The sequence below is a fragment of the Dokdonia sp. R78006 genome, from assembly GCF_042466145.1.
Classification (GTDB): domain Bacteria; phylum Bacteroidota; class Bacteroidia; order Flavobacteriales; family Flavobacteriaceae; genus Dokdonia.
In genome coordinates this window covers 3352342-3369431 of record NZ_JAXHBU010000001.1, presented here as the reverse complement: position 1 = coordinate 3369431, position 17090 = coordinate 3352342, and the positions used below count along the sequence as shown (strand labels likewise).

19 protein-coding genes are annotated in these 17090 nt (G+C 38.1%); 7 read left to right on the top strand and 12 right to left on the bottom strand.

Annotated features, from left to right (window positions below):
- Nucleotides 1–1101: 1101 nt before the first annotated feature.
- The 3 genes from SJY37_RS14965 to SJY37_RS14955 form a co-directional block, all read right to left on the bottom strand.
- Nucleotides 1102–2973 (bottom strand): SulP family inorganic anion transporter, encoded by a 1872-nt coding sequence (locus SJY37_RS14965; protein WP_379953324.1) that lies wholly within the window; start codon nt 2971–2973, stop codon nt 1102–1104.
- 148 nt (nt 2974–3121) lie between these two features.
- On the bottom strand, nt 3122–3328 hold the full coding sequence (locus tag SJY37_RS14960; RefSeq protein WP_298327168.1) for a DUF2892 domain-containing protein: 207 nt from the start codon (nt 3326–3328) through the stop codon (nt 3122–3124).
- A 75-nt stretch (nt 3329–3403) separates the two neighbouring features.
- Nucleotides 3404–4018, bottom strand: coding sequence for a Crp/Fnr family transcriptional regulator (locus SJY37_RS14955; protein ID WP_298327171.1), 615 nt, complete (start codon nt 4016–4018; stop codon nt 3404–3406).
- Between the two features lie 147 nt (nt 4019–4165).
- Here SJY37_RS14955 and SJY37_RS14950 point away from each other — a divergent pair, with 147 nt between their 5' ends.
- From SJY37_RS14950 to SJY37_RS14940, 3 genes are all read left to right on the top strand, one after another.
- A complete protein-coding gene (locus SJY37_RS14950) occupies nt 4166–4837 on the top strand; it encodes a DUF2306 domain-containing protein (protein WP_298327173.1) in 672 nt (223 codons plus the stop codon).
- 79 nt (nt 4838–4916) lie between these two features.
- Nucleotides 4917–5546: a hypothetical protein gene (locus SJY37_RS14945; protein WP_379953323.1), complete on the top strand. Its 630-nt coding sequence runs from the start codon at nt 4917–4919 to the stop codon at nt 5544–5546.
- 6 nt (nt 5547–5552) lie between these two features.
- Nucleotides 5553–6887, top strand: coding sequence for a histidine kinase (locus tag SJY37_RS14940; protein ID WP_339848674.1), 1335 nt, complete (start codon nt 5553–5555; stop codon nt 6885–6887).
- Between the two features lie 94 nt (nt 6888–6981).
- On the opposite strand, the gene SJY37_RS14935 is transcribed toward SJY37_RS14940, so the two are convergent.
- The 3 genes from SJY37_RS14935 to SJY37_RS14925 all read right to left on the bottom strand — a co-directional run bounded on the left by SJY37_RS14935 (nt 6982) and on the right by SJY37_RS14925 (nt 8797).
- Nucleotides 6982–7827, bottom strand: a complete 846-nt coding sequence (locus SJY37_RS14935; RefSeq protein ID WP_298327182.1) for a TerC family protein — start codon at nt 7825–7827, stop codon at nt 6982–6984.
- Nucleotides 7827–8210 carry a DNA topoisomerase IV gene (locus SJY37_RS14930; RefSeq protein WP_108876526.1) on the bottom strand — a complete coding sequence of 128 codons (384 nt, stop codon included), beginning with the start codon at nt 8208–8210 and terminating at the stop codon, nt 7827–7829. The genes SJY37_RS14935 and SJY37_RS14930 overlap by 1 nt, the downstream gene beginning before the upstream one ends.
- Before the next feature lie 137 nt (nt 8211–8347).
- A complete protein-coding gene (locus SJY37_RS14925) occupies nt 8348–8797 on the bottom strand; it encodes a helix-turn-helix domain-containing protein (RefSeq protein WP_379953322.1) in 450 nt (149 codons plus the stop codon).
- A gap of 282 nt (nt 8798–9079) precedes the next feature.
- On the opposite strand from SJY37_RS14925, the gene SJY37_RS14920 reads away from it, so the two are divergent.
- The 3 genes from SJY37_RS14920 to SJY37_RS14910 all read left to right on the top strand — a co-directional run bounded on the left by SJY37_RS14920 (nt 9080) and on the right by SJY37_RS14910 (nt 11350).
- Entirely contained in the window at nt 9080–10129 is a 1050-nt protein-coding gene (locus tag SJY37_RS14920) for a M14 family zinc carboxypeptidase (protein WP_379953321.1), read from the top strand.
- 132 nt (nt 10130–10261) lie between these two features.
- The gene (locus SJY37_RS14915; protein ID WP_013751723.1) at nt 10262–10744 is read left to right on the top strand and encodes an Lrp/AsnC family transcriptional regulator; all 483 of its coding nucleotides are present in this window, start codon (nt 10262–10264) and stop codon (nt 10742–10744) included.
- Nucleotides 10745–10825: 81 nt separating this feature from the next.
- Nucleotides 10826–11350 carry a DinB family protein gene (locus SJY37_RS14910; RefSeq protein ID WP_379953320.1) on the top strand — a complete coding sequence of 175 codons (525 nt, stop codon included), beginning with the start codon at nt 10826–10828 and terminating at the stop codon, nt 11348–11350.
- Here SJY37_RS14910 and aroB read toward each other — a convergent pair.
- Entirely contained in the window at nt 11347–12426 is a 1080-nt protein-coding gene (gene aroB / locus SJY37_RS14905) for a 3-dehydroquinate synthase (protein ID WP_379953319.1), read from the bottom strand. The two genes, SJY37_RS14910 and aroB, sit on opposite strands and share 4 nt — an antisense overlap.
- Nucleotides 12427–12516: 90 nt before the next feature.
- Between aroB and SJY37_RS14900 the strand changes: the two genes are divergently transcribed.
- On the top strand, nt 12517–13686 hold the full coding sequence (locus SJY37_RS14900) for a proline dehydrogenase family protein (protein ID WP_298327205.1): 1170 nt from the start codon (nt 12517–12519) through the stop codon (nt 13684–13686).
- Nucleotides 13687–13819: 133 nt separating this feature from the next.
- Here the strand turns inward: SJY37_RS14900 and SJY37_RS14895 are convergent, their stop codons facing one another.
- The 5 genes from SJY37_RS14895 to SJY37_RS14875 all read right to left on the bottom strand — a co-directional run bounded on the left by SJY37_RS14895 (nt 13820) and on the right by SJY37_RS14875 (nt 16925).
- Nucleotides 13820–14146, bottom strand: a complete 327-nt coding sequence (locus SJY37_RS14895) for a multidrug efflux SMR transporter (RefSeq protein WP_298327207.1) — start codon at nt 14144–14146, stop codon at nt 13820–13822.
- A 121-nt stretch (nt 14147–14267) separates the two neighbouring features.
- A complete protein-coding gene (locus SJY37_RS14890) occupies nt 14268–14756 on the bottom strand; it encodes a hypothetical protein (protein ID WP_298327209.1) in 489 nt (162 codons plus the stop codon).
- Nucleotides 14757–14860: 104 nt separating this feature from the next.
- Nucleotides 14861–15232, bottom strand: coding sequence for a hypothetical protein (locus tag SJY37_RS14885; protein WP_298327212.1), 372 nt, complete (start codon nt 15230–15232; stop codon nt 14861–14863).
- Nucleotides 15233–15474: 242 nt separating this feature from the next.
- Complete coding sequence (locus SJY37_RS14880) at nt 15475–16089, bottom strand: SGNH/GDSL hydrolase family protein (RefSeq protein ID WP_298327214.1); 615 nt, start codon at nt 16087–16089, stop codon at nt 15475–15477.
- A 23-nt stretch (nt 16090–16112) separates the two neighbouring features.
- Nucleotides 16113–16925 carry an alpha/beta hydrolase gene (locus SJY37_RS14875; RefSeq protein ID WP_298327216.1) on the bottom strand — a complete coding sequence of 271 codons (813 nt, stop codon included), beginning with the start codon at nt 16923–16925 and terminating at the stop codon, nt 16113–16115.
- Nucleotides 16926–17090 lie beyond the last annotated feature (165 nt).

The following is a 17090-nucleotide window of genomic DNA, read 5'->3' as shown; positions in this document are numbered from 1 at the left end:
TCGCTACACTGCGGGATTTTCATTACAATCGGGGCTAGCAGCTAATGCAAGTGTTAATCTGCAAAAGATCAATTTTCTGAGCATGTAAAAATCTTTACGTAAAAAAAAAGCTCACCCTTTAGGGCCGGGGAAAAGCTTTTTGAAATCAAAAGCTGATCCGTCATTACAATTCCTCGCTTCGCTGCGGGATTTTCATTTAAGTTTGTTTGTCTAGTTGGAGCGCTCACATTTTGTTTCCTTACAAGAGCAGTTTCCCGCTTTCATTACAATTCCTCGTTTCGCTATAGCTACACTGCGGGATTTTCATTACAATCGGGGCTAGCGGCTAATGCAAGTATTAATCTGCAAAAGCTCAATTTTCTGAGTACGTAAAAAACTTTACGTATAGAAAAGCTCACCCTTTAGGGTTGGGGGAAAGCTTTTTGGAATCAAATGCTGACCCGTTATTGCAATTCCTCGTTTCGCTATCGCTACACTGCGGGATTTTCATTTCAATCGGGGCTAGCAGCTAATGCAAGTGTTAATCTGCAAAAGATCAATTTTCTGAGCATGTAAAAATCTTTACGTAAAAAAAAAGCTCACCCTTTAGGGGCGGGGAAAAGCTTTTCAAACGAAGCTCACCCTTTAGGGGCGGGGAAAAGCTTTTTGAAATCTAAAGCTGATCCGTCATTTCAATTCCTCGCTACACTGCGGGATTTTCATTTAAGTTTTTAGTGTGTATTAGGAGCGCTCACGTTTTGTTTTCTTACAAGAGCAGTTTCCCGCTTTACATTACAATTCCTCGCTTTGCTATCGCTACACTGCGGGATTTTCATTACAATCGGGGCTAGCAGCTAATGCAAGTGTTAATCTGCAAAAGCTTAATTTTATGAGTACGTAAAATCTTTACGTATAGAAAAGCTCACCCTTTATGGCTGGGGAAAAGTTTTTCATAATAAGCTCACCTTCAAACCCTAGAAAAACATTCAAACGAAGCTCACCTTCAAGGCCAAGAAAAATCTTTACGTATAAAAAAGCTCACCCTTTAGGGTCGGGGAAAAGCTTTTTTTAAATAGACTCACCCTTTAGGGCTAGGGAAAAGCCTTTCTCAATCTAAGCTATCTAAGCTTCTGTATCTAAAATACCAGAAAGCACATGATATCGAGGATCGTCTACACTTTCTTCAATCACTTTATCAAACTTAGGTGATGCTTTACGCATTAGATCTTTACATTCAGTACTCAAGTGCTTTAGCGTAATTGTTTTTCCTGCGGCCTCATACTTCTCTAGTAAAATATAAATCGCCTCTAGCGCAGAGTGGTCTGCTACTTTTGCTTCGATAAAGTCAATTTCGATATGCTCTGGATCACCGTTGATATCAAACTTAGAATTAAAACTCTGAATACTTCCAAAGAATAACGGACCCCAGATTTCGTACACCTTTGTTCCGTCTGCTTTAAATCTCTTTCTAGCTCTAATTTTCTTAGCGCTACTCCAAGCAAATGATAAAGCAGCAATAATAACGCCTACAAACACTGCAATGGCAAGATCAAAGAATACAGTTACAGCAGATACTATAATAAGAACAAAAGCATCTGAAACTGGTATTTTCTTTAAAATTCTAAAACTAGACCAAGCAAATGTCTCAATAACCATCATAAACATTACACCTACTAAGGCTGCAATAGGTACTTGCTCAATAAACTTATCTGCAAATAATATAAAGGTAAGTAGTGTAATTGCCATCATCACTCCAGATAGTCGTCCTCGTCCTCCAGCGTTAATATTTATTACTGTTTGTCCTATCATACCACAACCACCGGTTCCTCCAAAAACACCACTCACGATATTTCCAGCTCCTTGTGCTACACATTCTCTGTTTCCATTACCTCTAGAGTCTGTCATCTCATCTACTAGGTTCATAGTCATAAGCGTTTCAATTAAACCTACTGAGGCTGCAAGAAATGCATAAGGCGCTATAAACTTAAGAGTGTCTAGGTTAAATGGCAGGCTGCTCCATAATTCAAATACATTGAGCTTACTTGAGATTTCTGCCATACCATTGAGACCTGCACCACCACCATCTCTAATGAATTCGCCAACGTTTACAGAGTCTAATCCGCCAAAAATTGATATGAGCGATACAATAAGAATAGCCGTTAATGCAGCTGGAATCTTTGGGGTGATTTTAGGTAGTCCCCATACGATGAGCATGGTGAGTAACACAAGCCCTATCATTGTATATAATGACTTTCCTTGCATCCAGGTCTTAACGACTCCTTTGTCTTTTACAGAGTAAAATCCATCTTGAGAAGCATTAAAAACAACCTTTTGCGTATTTGTATCATATACTTGTCCGTCAGATAATACAAACACCTCTTTGTTGGTTGCCTTGTTTATTACAGAGTTTCCTTCTATTGTAAATAGTACAGTATTTGAGACCTTATCCTTTACTTCATTGTCAGATACAGTATAAATGAGCTCCTTTGAAGCTGTTTTACGCATATTATCACCAGCGTAGTCTTTTTTGTTTTCTTTAAACATTCCTAGTTGTGCAAGGAATATCACGATAGCGAGTCCGTTTACAAACCCCATCATCACAGGATGCGGAATCAAGCGCACGAATTTCCCCAACTTAAACAAGCCAGCAAAGACCTGAATAACTCCCATTAACACCACCGCGGCGAGTAAATAGAAGTATCCCATATTTTCAACAGGCTGGTCAAAGAGTAATCCCTTTGCATGACCTTCTTGAATCATCTGTACAAAAATCACGGCAACTGCTCCTGCTGCTCCCGAGATTAATCCTGGTCTACCGCCAAAAAGTGCTGAGATAATCCCAATAACAAATGCTCCAAATAACGCCACAATTGGGCTTATTTGAGCCACAAATGCAAATGCAACTACTTCAGGTATCATGGCTAAAGAAACCGTAATACCAGAAACGATATCATTCTTAGGATTAGAGGTGAAATTGTTGAAAAGACGCTTCATAAGGCTGTTTTTAAGAAGCCGCAAAGATAGTGTATTCTTAAGGGATAGCTATAGCGCATTTATGGGAGTTACGGTAACGTTTTCGCGCAAGCGTAAAAAAAGAAACCCTCACAAGATAACTTGTAAGGGCTTAAGATGTAAGGGTATGTTATTTTTTTACTTTGTACGTGCTTAGTCTAAAGGGAGCATAAAGCGGGCAAAATGAAACAAAGCTTGTTGCGATAAAAATAAGTGCTACGACGCCCAGTATAATTGCCACCGTGCCATTTATAACGTTAGCTGCATATAATAGACCAATAATCACTGCAGCCGCTATGCGTATACCGCGATCTAAATTTCCCATATTCTTTTTCATAGTGTGTTTTTTTTAGAAGTAATACTACACAAATGTAATGGGAGGATTTCTTGTAAACGGTGACTGTAGTCACACTTACATGATTTTTATGGTGCGTCCTTCTTGGGTTATGTGATTTTCAATCTCCAGTTTTTTTAAGATCCTGCTTACGACTTCTCTTGCGGTGCCTAGATCTGTTGCTATTTCCTTATGAGTGATATGAAGTGTTTGAGTTGCTGTAACACGCGATTTTTCTTTTAGATAATCGAGTATGCGTGCATCCATTTTATCAAATAGGAGGTGATTTACAGCGTTCATCATGTCAAGATAACGCGCATCATAGTTTTTAAAGAATAAGGTGTTGAGCGCAGGGTACGTCTTAAGCCATTGCTGTACGTTGTCTACAGGTAAAAGAAGAAGTTTAGCATCTGTTTCTGTAATTGCAAATCCGCGACTGGGTAATTGTGAGATTCCAGAAGAAAAAGAGATGATGCAACTCTCTGCCGGTTCTATGTAATAAAGTAGAAGTTCTCTATCTTCATAGCGAGAATATACCTTTACGAGTCCGTGTATTACGATGGGAATAACCTTTGCATACTGTCCTTCTCGCAGTAATTCTGTTTGCGCAGGGAGTTCCTTTATGATGCCGTGTGTGGTTATTTCCTTAATGAGGTCTGGATGAAATCTTGGAAAAAGCTCTTTAATTATCATAGGTATCTATACTAGGTGCTGTAAAACTACAATTCGGTAGGCTGTTATAGCAATTGAGTAGCAACCTTTTTATGATTACTGAATTCTGGCTCATATTTGTATTATCAATCATGAGCAATACAGTCTCAATATTTAAAAATCTAACCGATGAACTACGATACTTTCTTCGAGATATTTATAACACTACACGCCATAGGTGGTTTTATCTCCCTCATAGCGGGAACTATCTCTGTAATTGCTCGTAAAGGAAATGCTTGGCATAAAAAGTCAGGAATGGTTTTTTATTACGGGATGCTTACAGCTGGTATTTCAGGTATTGTGGCATCGTTACTTCCAGATCATAACAACCCATTTTTATTTGTTGTAGGACTTTTTAGTGTGTATCTAGTTCTTTCTGGGTATAGAGCACTCCGTTTTAAAAAGATAAAGGAAGCGAGTGAATTACGCTATGATAAAATCATTTCTTATTCTATGCTCATCATAGGTCTGGCAATGATAGTTTATGGTGCGTTATCATTGCTTTCGGGTTCTTCTATGGGGTGGATTCTTATAATCTTTGGAGGAATTGGTGTTCTTAATGCTGTAGGAGATATACGTGCAATGCGAGATATAGCATCATTGCGTAAAAAATATCTTAGACTTCATATAGGTAAAATAACAGGTGGATATATCGCAGCTTTTACCGCTTTCTTTGTCACAAATCAAGTACTTCCGGCGCTATTAAGCTGGTTACTGCCTACCATATTTGGTGTTTTATTCATTGGTTATTGGTTACGTAAAACAAAACCTCGCAAGAAAACTACAACTGAGACTTTATAAATGACGGTTGGGTAGGTTACGCTTTCGCGAAAGCGTACTTAAAACCATCTTTACATCATCAATCACAAAACAATATATTATGAAACATTTACTTCTTATTATCGCATTATGGAGCAGTACATTTCTTATGGCTCAAACTAAGTACGAGCAAGGAATGACAAAAGCGATGGAGCTTTGGGAAGAAAGCAAGCTTGATGAGGCTTCAAACCTGTTTGAGCGCATTGCTACTGTCGAAAAAGATAATTGGCTCCCTACGTATTATGTTGCTCAAATTGCTATAATACGTAACTGGAGAGACTTTGAAAACAGAGAGGAAGCCACTATGAAGGCGACGCTAGATAAGGCGCAAGAGTTTATAAATACAATGCGTACGATAGCTCCAGATAATCCATATGCAGACCACTTGCAAGCGCAGCTTTATACAGTTTGGGTCGCTCACGATGGTATGAAATACGGGATGAAATATGCAGGGACTATAGGAGAGCTCAATCAAAAAATGGTAAACAAAGAGCCAGATAACCCTATTTTTATAGCAGAAAAGGCGCAGTGGGACATGGGAAGCGCAAGATATTTTGGGAGCTCAATAGCGCCATATTGCGCAGAGTTGCAGCGTGCCATCACGCTTTTTGCTACCTTTAAACCTGAGACTAAATTCCATCCTCAAGGAAATGTAAAAAGAGCTTTAGAAAGTGCCGAGGCTTGTAATTAATAAGAAATGAAATATTATCTAAAAGAGTTTGCAAAGGCAAATATTGTAGGCTTAACAATATTTATCGTTCACAGTATTATATTGTATGTGCTGGGTAATCCTTGGTATGGAGATGGTGTGATAACCTTTTTCATACAAAACCAAATCTTCTCTGTAGCGCTGTATGCAGTGAACACTATGGTTATAGTGAACTTTAGAAAACGTTTTACAGGCAGTCTGTTGAATTTAAAGGTGCTTACTTATGCGCTAATTGCGCATATTGTTGTGACTTTAATTACGGTTTTTTTGCTTCGATTAATACTTATTACAGGATATTATAAAATATCATTTGATGAATATATGGCTAGTGAAGGCCTTGAAGATTATATTTTTCCTTTTCTAATAACAGCCGTAGCAACTTCTTCATTTTATGCGGTGAGTCGCTGGAAGAATAAGCAGGAGAGTAAGGTAAAGCAGTCTAAAATTATTGCTGGAGCCGCTTCGGCAAAATTTGATGCACTTAAAAATCAGCTGGATCCACATTTTTTATTCAACAGTTTAAATGTGCTGGCAAGTCTTATTGAGGAAAACCCAAAACAGGCAACCAAGTTTACCACTTCGCTTTCTAAGGTCTATAGGTATGTGCTAGAGCAAAAGAATAAAGAGCTAGTGCCGCTGGAGGAGGAGCTAACCTTTGCTCGTACGTATATGAATCTAATCAAGATGCGCTTTGAGGATAGTATCGTGGTAGAAATCCCAGAAAGTGCCTCACATCAAGAATATAAAGTAGTGCCGCTATCCTTGCAGTTATTGCTTGAAAACGCTGTAAAACACAACCAGGTAACGCCTAACAAGAAACTATATATTAAGATTTATGAAGATGGCAATAGGCTCTTTATTGAGAATAATATCCAAGCCAAACAGGTTATTAAGAAGAGTAGTGGTGTAGGCTTGCAAAACATCAAGCAACGTTATAGTTTACTATCCAATAGTGAAGTGCATATAATAGATGATAGTGAGACTTTTCAAGTTGGGATACCGCTATTAACACAAGCAGAGCAAGTGACATTTGAGCCTAGGCAGAGCGAACTCCTTGCAGATAAACGTTACCAGCGTGCAAAGAAGAAGGTAGAAGACCTTAAAGGTTTTTACATTCACTTTACGATTTATGCGGTTATGGTGCCTGTGTTTATATACTTTAATGTGCAGTCTACAAGCTTTCCTTGGGCTTTGTTTCCTATACTAGGATGGGGCTGGGGGGTTGCTGGTCATGCATCAGAAGTGTTTGGGTGGAGTCCTTTGTTTAACAAGGCGTGGGAGCGTAAAAAGGTAGAAAAGCTCATGGAAGACGAGAACTTTTAATCTAACGTCTTACTGCTTGTTATAGTCAGAACGAAAAGAAAAATCCCCTTGAAACGTAGTTTCAAGGGGATTTTTTATGTGAGCGTGTAGTGTATTACTTTTTAGTAAGGTGCTCTACGTTTTTCTTCATTTGGATTTGAGCACCAGAGTCTTTAGTCTTCATAGCGCGGTATTTAAAGTTTATAAACTCTACTAGAAGCGAGAATGCAATCGTAAAGTATAAATAACCCTTAGGGATAGCTCCTACAGACGATCCAAAGATTTCTAGGTGTGATAGGTGCGCGCCTTCTGCAATAAGCATAAAACCTATTAAAATTAAGAATGAGAGGCCTAATATCTGTAATGAAGGATGCTTTGCAATAAAGTTTCCTACAGGGTTTGCAAAAAGCATCATGATTCCTACAGAAATGACTACAGCAATCACCATAATGATCAACGCGTCTGTTGGATTATCAGAAAGACCATTAGTCATTCCCACGGCAGTAAGTATAGAGTCAAAAGAGAATACAAGGTTGATTACTGCGATTTGTACAATAGCATTACCTAGTGTGGTAGAGCTCTTCTTTGAGATTTCTTCCTCTTCAAGACCTGTCTCGTCTACTTTTTCATGAATTTCATGCACAGACTTCCATATCAAGAAACATCCTCCCGCTAGTAATATGACAGCTTGCCAACTTATACCTCCACTAATCCAGCTTTGATTAATGTGCCAGAATGGTGCGCTAAGTGCAACTAACCATGAGATACCAAAGAGTAGTGCAATACGCATACCCATTGCAAGGGCTAGACCTATATTAGTCGCTTTCTTACGATCCTTTTGTGGGAGCTTTTCGGCGGCTATGGAGATAAAAATGATGTTGTCAATACCTAATATGATTTCAAGAAAGGTAAGTGTAAGCAGTGCTACCCAAGCATCTGCAGTGGTAAGAATGTCAAACATTAGTCAGTTGTTTTTTTGGCGATGCCACGTTGTTTGTTGGTTTCTCCTACAAGGGAGTATTCAAAGGTATAAAAATCTCCGTCAGTAGCTATGATTTTCATGTGTAGCGCTTTTTCTTCACTCATGCTGCGTGGGTGGAGCTTCTTGACAATGTACTCACAGTCGTTAATCCATCGCACAGAAGAGGAGTCTGCTTTGCCCTTAAAGTAATCTATCTCTAGTGTGTCGTTACGTTTAAAGGTGGTTGCAACGAGTTCTCCATCTAGTAATGTTTCAAATGTAAATGTCCCTGTTTTAAAATCTGTACAATCACGTTCAGGGCTTTCACAGCTTAAAGCGAAAACACTAATTATCACAAAAAAAGCTTTCCATTGATTCTTCATAGGTTACAAAAATACCACAGGAACGTGAGTAATTGAGAGTAAGTCTTAGATATTTTAAAGAAGTAAAATGACTAAAAATTTCTTACCAAAAGTGTATGCGATGTAAGGTGATTTTTGAAGAAGAGAGTAGGTGATTATTACATCTCATAACTCTCAAAAGTTCCATCTTCTAAGAAAATAATCACTCTCTTAATAGGTGATTTTGAAGAGGAAAAAGCAGTGATGTTTTTGAGTGTTTTTTGCTCCGTGTTTGATGGTGGAGTAGCACTTGTTTTTGATGCGAATTCTTGATCATTTTTTGAAGGCACATCAGTCGAAAAAGTAGTGTGGTTTGATGGAGTAGGAGTGGTGGTTTTTAGACTTGATTTTGTTCCATAAAGAAGCCATTGTAATTCCACTTCCGGGAAGGTAGCAACTACGGTCATTACAAAGTCTAAACTGGGCTTATTTCTTCCAGCCATAAGATGAGATATGGTAGCTCTTCCTACGTGTAGTTTTTCTGAAAAAGCAGTTGCGCTCAATTCGTTTGCATCCATGATTTCTTGGAGGCGTTGCGCAAATTTTGTGTTGTTTATGAGTGTTTCCATTTGTATACAGCAAAGATACGTTACAAATGTAAACTATGGATGTTCTTATGTGTAAATAGTTAGTATAGGTGTGTTATTGTATTAAATTAATACTTTAGTAATGGGTCTTTAAAATACTGATTTAAAACAACTAGAGTTTTTGAAAGGTGCATTTTGTTTAATTGGAGATAATCTTCCAGTAAAACGTTACTTCTGTATATAAAACGCACTGTTTACAAATGTAAACAGTGCGTTTTAATGAAGAGTTGTAAAAAAAGTATCTTTGTAGTCCAAAGAATACATATGGAGTTACCTGAGTTATTACAACTGTTTTCCCAATGCCGTGAAGAATCTATTTCTGGCAGATATATATCACCAGAATTTATCACCGATTTTGTCTCTCAATTATCGTCAGATTTTACGATTGATACACTGGATCATTCGGTAGAAAATAGACCTATTAATTCGGTTGTTTTTGGTACCGGAAAAGTGAAGATTTTTATGTGGTCACAGATGCACGGAAATGAATCTACAACCACAAAATCTATGCTTGATTTTTGTCGTTTTTTAGAGCAAAAAAAAGATTCGGATTTCTATAAAAAAGTGATTGAAAATTGCACCTTTTTTATGATCCCAATGCTTAATCCAGATGGCTCAAAAAACTGGACAAGAGTAAATGCAAATGAGGTAGATCTCAATCGCGATGCACAAGATTTGACTCAGCCAGAATCAAAAATTTTGCGTGGTGTTTTTGATGCCTTTAAACCTGATTATTGTTTCAATTTACATGGTCAAAGAACCATCTATGGTTTTGAAGAAACAGGTAAACCATCTATACTTTCCTTCCTTGCACCTTCGGCAGATGTGGAGAGGAGTTTCACATTTTCGCGAAAGCGGTCTGCAAGTATCATTGCTCATATTTTTAAAAACCTACGTAATGATCTTGATGGAAATATAGGGTTGTATAATGATGCGTTTAATAATAATTGTGTGGGTGATGCTTTTCAAGAAGCTGGAGTGCCCACTGTGTTATTTGAAGCTGGTCACTATCCAGATGATTATGGTAGAGAGAAAACTCGAGCTTACGTATTTGCTGCCTTATTATATGCGATTGAAGCTTGTAGTGAGACACTAGAGTATGATATAAGTGCTTATAAAGATATTCCTGAGCATAGTGCTTGTTATTGTGACGTGCATGTAAAGGATGAGGACAGCAAGCGTGGGATATATTATGTAGAGCGGGTAGAGGATGGGGAGATCGTTTTTGAACCAACAGCCCTTGAGCCAGCGTTGAGTAGCGGTAAGTTTGCTCATGCTTTACTGGATAATGCATCTGCGTTTAAACTTCCTTAATAATTATCGATTTAGTGCCCGTTTTTATGGGTAAAATGGCTGCGACAACGTTATCGTTAAATAGATTAAAATATTACAGAATAATCAGTATTATTCTATTATTTTTGCATTATACTCAAAAGACACAGTTGAATGGCAAAATTTAAATTAGACGAGGTAGATCACCAAATTCTCGATATGCTTATCGAAAATACGAGAACTCCTTTTACAGATATAGCAAAAAAACTTCTTATTTCGGCAGGTACAGTTCACGTACGTGTTAAGAAAATGGAAGAGGCGGGAATCATCACAGGTTCTTCATTAACACTTGATTACGGAAAGTTAGGATATTCTTTTATTGCTTACGTAGGAGTGTATATTAATAAGACATCACAAACTACATTTGTACTTGAGCGTATCGCCCAGATTCCATTTGTAACTGTGGCTCACGTAACTACAGGAAAGTTTAATATCTTCTGTAAGATACGTGCAAGAGATACGAATCATGCAAAGAACGTAATTTTCTTGCTAGATGATATTGACGGAGTGTACCGTACAGAAACGATGATCTCTCTAGAAGAGAGCATCAATGATAAAAAACGATTAATGCACTCTATCTTTCAAGATCTAGTGTAATTACAATAAGACTTTATTTTACTAAAACCCTTTCTCTGTTGAGAAAGGGTTTTTTGTTACTTTTAGATTTTAAAAACAAACATGATGATAACCACTAGCGCAGTTAAAGAGGGAGAATATAATGAGTATTACAAACAGTATATAGATCAAGTACCTGGCTCGCTAGGTATTGCTCAAGCGCTCGAGAAAGGGATGGAAGATACTAAGGACTTCTTTACATCGCTTTCTGAAAGTGAGTTGTTATTGCGTTATGAAGAAGGGAAGTGGACCCCTAAGGAGGTCCTACTGCATCTTATAGACACAGAGCGCATCTTTAGCTATCGCGCATTACGTTTCTCGAGAATGGATAGCACGCCTTTACAAGGTTTTGAGCAAGATGATTTTGTACTATCTAGTGATGCAAACAGTCGCACTGTAGATTCTCTTATTGCCGAGTATATCTCTGTAAGACAGTGTAGTTTATTATTATATGCGTCTATGACAGCGCAGACTATTGCAAACATAGGTACCGCAAGCGGGAGCCCGATGAGTCCTCGCGCAGCTGCATTTATCACAGCTGGTCACGAGCGTCACCACATTAGAATTATTAAGGAGCGCTATCTTTAATCTATAGTGCTAGCCTGGTAATAATCAAATGCTGCGTGGATAAGGTCATTTGAGACTTGCTTGTCTATTACTGGCTTTCCTATACTTTCTAGAAGTACGAAGTTTATTTGCCCATTGGCATTTTTCTTGTCATACTTTAAGTACTCGATGATGGAGGTTATATCCGCTTTCGCGAAAGCTACCGCATCATACATATCATTAAAGGTTGCAGTAATCTCATCTAGTTCGTCTTGTGATAAACCAGAAAGCGCCACCGAAATGAAGCTTTCCAAAATCATCCCAATTGCAATGGCTTCTCCATGTAGCAAGGTTGTTCTATCCTCAGATGCTAGACAGTACGACTCAATGGCGTGACCTAAAGTGTGCCCATAATTAAGCGCTTTACGCACATTTTGCTCGCGTGGGTCTTCTATTACAATATCATTTTTAATGATGATGCTCTCGTAGATGAGTTGGCTCAAGTCATCTGTTGTCATGGCGCTCAGATCTTTGAGCTTATCCCAATACGTTCTATCTGCCACGAGACCGTGTTTATACATCTCTGCAAGTCCAGAACGTAATTCTTCTGGAGGTAAGGTTGCAAGAAAGCCACCATCTATCAATACCATCTGCGGATTGTTAATTACCCCGATTAAGTTCTTCAATGTACCTAGATCCACACCAGTTTTACCACCTACACTAGCATCTACCATTGAGAGTAAAGAGGTAGGAACGTTTATAAAATCCATACCACGCTTAAAAGTGCTTGCTACAAAACCACCAAGGTCTGTGACAACCCCACCACCTACATTGATAATAAGCCCTTTTCTGTCTGCATCTAGATTTGCCAGTGCATCCCATACTCCAGTACACGTTTCTATAGTCTTGTTGATTTCCCCATAAGGAATCTCAATTATCTCAATAGGAATCTCTGTCGCGAGATTGCCTAAAAAAGGTGCAAGACAGTGCTCGTGTGTGTGCTCATCTACTATAACGAAGATCTTGCTGTAGTTGCTCTGTAGTAGTAATACATTAAGGGCATCATATCCAGATTCATTAAAAAGGATGTCGTAAGAAGCGGCTTGTATGGCAGTCATTATTTTTGAAATTTTAACGGTTGCAAATTACTCACTTTTGAGTAAAAAAAGTTTAAAGTGGGTGTATATTTGTGTAACAAATATATTGATATGCAAACCTCTCTTTTTGAAAATACTGAAACTGCATTTGCTCTTAAATCAGATAGCGAACTAGAACGCGCTTACTTTTTATTTAAAATGATTTCTAAAGAACCGCTTGTGCGCATAGGTACAGCGGCTGCTCGTTTTGCACTAGGTGCAAACTTACCTGTAGAAGGTCTCATACGCTCAACGGTGTTTGATCATTTTTGTGGTGGTGTAAATGAACAAGACTGTATGACCTCTGTAGATAAACTGTATAGTGCAAATGTATGCTCTGTACTAGACTACTCTGTAGAAGGAAAAGAAGAAGCAGCATCTTTTGATGAGTGCATGAATAAGGTGATAGGTCTGGTGAAGTTTGCAGATGAGAAAGAAGCGATGCCTATTGTTGTTTTTAAACCAACGGGCGTTGGTCGTTTTGCTATCTGGCAAAAGCTTACCGAAGGAGAAGAACTAGATGCCAAAGAGCAAGTAGAGTGGGAGCGTATTAAAGAGCGTGTAAACGCAATATGCAAGATTGCTTACGAGCGTGATGTAGAAGTATTGATAGATGGAGAAGAATCATGGATGCAAGGCGCTGCAGATGATCTAGTGGCAGAAATGATGGCACTATACAATAAGGAAAAGCCTATTGTGTATAACACATTACAATGCTACCGTCATGATCGATTAGATTACTTAAAGAAATTACACCTAGAAGCCCGAGCTCGCGGATTTACAATAGGTATAAAAGTCGTACGCGGGGCATACATGGAGAAAGAGCACAAACGAGCAAAGGAAAAAGGATACCCAACTCCTATATGCGCTACTAAACAAGCAACAGATGAAAACTTTAATGCAACCATGCGTTACATTATTGAAAACCTAAATGACATCTCACTGTTTCTAGGAACTCATAATGAAGATAGCTCTTTACTTGCTGTAAAACTGATGGGAGAAATGGGAATAGCAAAAGAGGACAATAGAGTATGGTTTGGACAGCTTTACGGAATGAGTGACCACATAAGCTTTAACCTCGCTAAGGAAGGCTATAATGTAGCAAAGTACCTTCCATTTGGCCCAGTAAAAGATGTGATGCCCTACTTAATGAGAAGAGCAGAGGAGAATACCTCTGTAGCAGGACAAACTAACCGCGAACTTGAATTACTCAAAGCAGAGAAGAAAAGACGAAGACTATAATTACAAATAGTATCTAAGTGTCATACATAGAAACATACAAACACAAAGGTCTAGCATATGCTAGACCTTTTGCTTTTTAAAAATTGCTAGCTGTGAATTATTACATGCGAATTTTAAACTCTAAGCCACTTTATTAATTCGATACAAATTTCAAACCTACTATAGAGACAATAAGTGTTGCGATAAAGAACAATCTCCAGAAGGTAGCCGGTTCTTTAAATACAAAAATACCTAGCAATACTGTTCCTACAGCTCCTATACCCGTCCACACAGCATATGCAGTGCCTATAGGTAATACACGAGTCACTTTTACTAGCAAGAGCATACTCACCGTCAAGCAGAGTAAAAAACCAATGTACCAGTAGGTACTCTCAGCTCCCTCCGCTTGTTTTGCTTTACCTAAGCAAGCAGCAAATGCAACTTCAAAAAGCCCAGCAATAACTAATAGTATCCAGTTCATATGATTGGTGTAAAGTGTATTTAAATAACGGTGTTAGCTTCATTGTGTAGAGAAGTAATCTACGTATCAAGCTTTAAGTAAATATAAAAAAAGCCCTATAGATTTTATAGGGCTTCTTTCTTTAACTCGCTATCTGTAGCCTTTTATTAATAAGTGTACTCCAACTGTCTGCAAGTTGTAGTTCGCCGTTAAGCTGCATATTATCTACGTCATATAATGTGAAGCTTACTTCTGGTTCGGTGGCATTAGATGGGGTAAAAGCTAGTGCTACGCGTTCTGTAATAGTAAGTTGCTCGCCATCACTCTTTATATTTCTATGCGCTTTTACTGTCTGGCAGTTCTTAATAGTGGATAAATCTACAGAGGATGATTGTGCTTGTCCATTACTCTCCTTGTAAAAGAAAATGGCATTTAACTCTTTATCTCTTCCTATCACAAAATCTCCACAAAACTCGTAATCACTTATGGTGTGATTTTGAGCGGTTGCGATATGATTAAGTGCTTGTAGCATTTTATTTTCTTTCTTCTTTTTATTCATAGCCATCATCACAAATGGTATGATGCAAATTGCTACAATGATTGTTCCTACGGTAATACTTCCTAAATCCATGATATTATTTTTTTGATATTGATATACTGGGCATTGCAATTATTGCAATGCCTTAAATGTTTTCCAGAAGCAATTACTAGCGCCTGGAAGCAATACAAAAAAAATTACCAGAAATAATGAAAAGGAAAGATGTGATCTGCCTTACGATGATGTATTAAAACATTGATCGAGGTCTTTATGTACTGAGTATACGTACTACTAGCGAGTACATCTGTAGTATGTGATAAAGTTCCACAGCTAGAAACGAACTTCTTGAGATGGGGAACACTTATAGTACTAGGCGCCTCTATCACAACTTCAGACTGCGGTAACTCTCCAACAATAATTGCCGAAACAGCAGCAGTTACCTTTTCTGTTGAGGAAGAAGTAGTGATATTCTCATTTAAATTAACAAATGATGTATCCATAGCACTCATTGCAATACTGCAAAGGGCTACTAGAATAAATACACTTATATGTCTAAGAGTTGTGTTCACGCCGCAAATGTAATTTAGTTTTTAATACTGAAGTTTAATTAATAAAACTTTGTGAGTGATTTTAAGAGTTGCCATTCAATATAAATGGGCGTTTAGGAGAAAGTAGCGCTTTTGAAAGAACAGTATGTGATTAGAGAAGCACTATGGGTGATGTTGTTACGCTTTCGCGAAAGCGTATTTAAAATCAATCATAACTAACAAGAGTTGGCATAAATTTAAAACAGCAATATTGTGTTTTAAGACTAAAATAAATGAGAGACAATACTAGCCGCAGCGGCTTTACTCCCTTTAAGCGAGGGATGAAAACCATCAGGACCATAGTAATCATTACTATTGTTGGAGTTGTGATACTCTTTCCAAGTCATACCTACGGGAAGTATGATGGCGTTGTTGATAGTTGCGGCATCATGATAATTCTGTATGACAGCGTCTTGGGTGTGGTGATACTGTAATGAGGGCCATACCATAAAGTAAGCAAGTTTGGCATCGTACTTACTGCAGAGAGTGGCAAATTTTTTACCATAAGTAATAAGCATGTCGCGACCCTCATGTTGTGAAGACGGCCCTTGCTGAATGATGACATAGTCATACTTGCCAGTGGCGATGAGCTGCTGTATGTTGCCATCATTCCAGTGATCTTCCAGCGCATAATTAGGCAATGCAACCATGTGTGTCTTAGTCTTTATACCCTTGGTTTTTGCATGTGCTTTTACAAGCTTTGGCAAATCATTAGTGTAGGTCAGACTATTGCCTATAAATAAGATGTTTATTGTGGGGTCTTTAATTTCAGGCAGTGTATTACTTCTGCTAGTAATTGCAGTAAAGCATAGACAAAGTAGGAAGAGGAAATAGCGCATAGAAAAAATTTGAATATAATTTTCTATTTATTGAGCGCCCATATCAATGCTTTCTCTTTGGTGGCTCTAAAGATAGTATTGTGCTGCTCGTTAGGTTCATCGCTATAAGTCCACATAAGTGTAGGGTGTTTTATAGTTTTCAAAATATCTGCAAGCTCGTTAGTCGCTATTGAGATATCTTGAGCACTAGAACCAGCAAACCAGAGTTTAGTTTGCTTTTGTGGAGCATTTTCTAGGAACGCGGTAGTATTTTTTACAAGATATTGATCATTCCACCACAAGGAAGGATCCATTGCGATGTAGGTATCAAAAAGTGATTGCTGCAAGAAAAAAGTCTCCATCACAAACAGACCAGAAAGTGACTCTCCTATAATAGCTTTTTGTTCTTGAGTCCTATAGGTGCTGTCTATATTTGGGATTAGTTCTTCTGCAATGAAAGCTCTAAAGTTTTTTGCGCCATCTGTAAGAGGACAGTATTCTTCATCTGCAGCTACTTGAGAGCTGCCAGATAAATCTCTACGTCGGTCTGTGTTCTCAATCCCCACGAGTATGTAAGGAGGTATTTTACGTTCTGCAATAAGCTGGGCCAGCGTATTTGCAATGTGCGGAAAATCTTCTTTAATCCCTCCATCTGCCATATAAAGCACTGGGAAACTATCGCTAGATGTAGCGTATGATGGCGGAGTCCAAACATTAATTACTCGATCCTCATGTACTAATGTTGAGGTTATTGTAAGACTATCATGTTCTGGGATCACATCATTAATAGGTGCTTGATGCTTAGCACAGCTAGCGAGTATGCCACAAAGAGACAATAGTAATAAAAGCTTCTTCATATAAAATGATGGTAAAATGTAGTGATAGATTTTTGATACTAGTAATCAATAGTCGTCTTACACAACCATGATATAATAGACTTAAATATACAAGGAATTTTTATGTTACTAGCTAGTATTCAGGGAATAACTTGAGGATGTTTAATGCAATTAGAACATTGTTCT

Excerpts from the sequence above, each read along its gene's own strand:
- SJY37_RS14930 (WP_108876526.1), bottom strand. The coding sequence starts at position 8,210 with ATGAAGAATCAATGGAAAGCTTTTTTTGTGATAATTAGTGTTTTCGCT.
- SJY37_RS14915 (WP_013751723.1), top strand. The coding sequence starts at position 10,262 with ATGGCAAAATTTAAATTAGACGAGGTAGATCACCAAATTCTCGATATG.
- SJY37_RS14950 (WP_298327173.1), top strand. The coding sequence starts at position 4,166 with ATGAACTACGATACTTTCTTCGAGATATTTATAACACTACACGCCATA.
- SJY37_RS14960 (WP_298327168.1), bottom strand. The coding sequence starts at position 3,328 with ATGAAAAAGAATATGGGAAATTTAGATCGCGGTATACGCATAGCGGCT.
- SJY37_RS14925 (WP_379953322.1), bottom strand. The coding sequence starts at position 8,797 with ATGGAAACACTCATAAACAACACAAAATTTGCGCAACGCCTCCAAGAA.
- SJY37_RS14895 (WP_298327207.1), bottom strand. The coding sequence starts at position 14,146 with ATGAACTGGATACTATTAGTTATTGCTGGGCTTTTTGAAGTTGCATTT.
- SJY37_RS14910 (WP_379953320.1), top strand. The coding sequence starts at position 10,826 with ATGATGATAACCACTAGCGCAGTTAAAGAGGGAGAATATAATGAGTAT.
- SJY37_RS14940 (WP_339848674.1), top strand. The coding sequence starts at position 5,553 with ATGAAATATTATCTAAAAGAGTTTGCAAAGGCAAATATTGTAGGCTTA.
- SJY37_RS14945 (WP_379953323.1), top strand. The coding sequence starts at position 4,917 with ATGAAACATTTACTTCTTATTATCGCATTATGGAGCAGTACATTTCTT.
- SJY37_RS14920 (WP_379953321.1), top strand. The coding sequence starts at position 9,080 with ATGGAGTTACCTGAGTTATTACAACTGTTTTCCCAATGCCGTGAAGAA.
- SJY37_RS14875 (WP_298327216.1), bottom strand. The coding sequence starts at position 16,925 with ATGAAGAAGCTTTTATTACTATTGTCTCTTTGTGGCATACTCGCTAGC.
- SJY37_RS14880 (WP_298327214.1), bottom strand. The coding sequence starts at position 16,089 with ATGCGCTATTTCCTCTTCCTACTTTGTCTATGCTTTACTGCAATTACT.
- SJY37_RS14900 (WP_298327205.1), top strand. The coding sequence starts at position 12,517 with ATGCAAACCTCTCTTTTTGAAAATACTGAAACTGCATTTGCTCTTAAA.
- aroB (WP_379953319.1), bottom strand. The coding sequence starts at position 12,426 with ATGACTGCCATACAAGCCGCTTCTTACGACATCCTTTTTAATGAATCT.
- SJY37_RS14965 (WP_379953324.1), bottom strand. The coding sequence starts at position 2,973 with ATGAAGCGTCTTTTCAACAATTTCACCTCTAATCCTAAGAATGATATC.
- SJY37_RS14890 (WP_298327209.1), bottom strand. The coding sequence starts at position 14,756 with ATGGATTTAGGAAGTATTACCGTAGGAACAATCATTGTAGCAATTTGC.
- SJY37_RS14935 (WP_298327182.1), bottom strand. The coding sequence starts at position 7,827 with ATGTTTGACATTCTTACCACTGCAGATGCTTGGGTAGCACTGCTTACA.
- SJY37_RS14955 (WP_298327171.1), bottom strand. The coding sequence starts at position 4,018 with ATGATAATTAAAGAGCTTTTTCCAAGATTTCATCCAGACCTCATTAAG.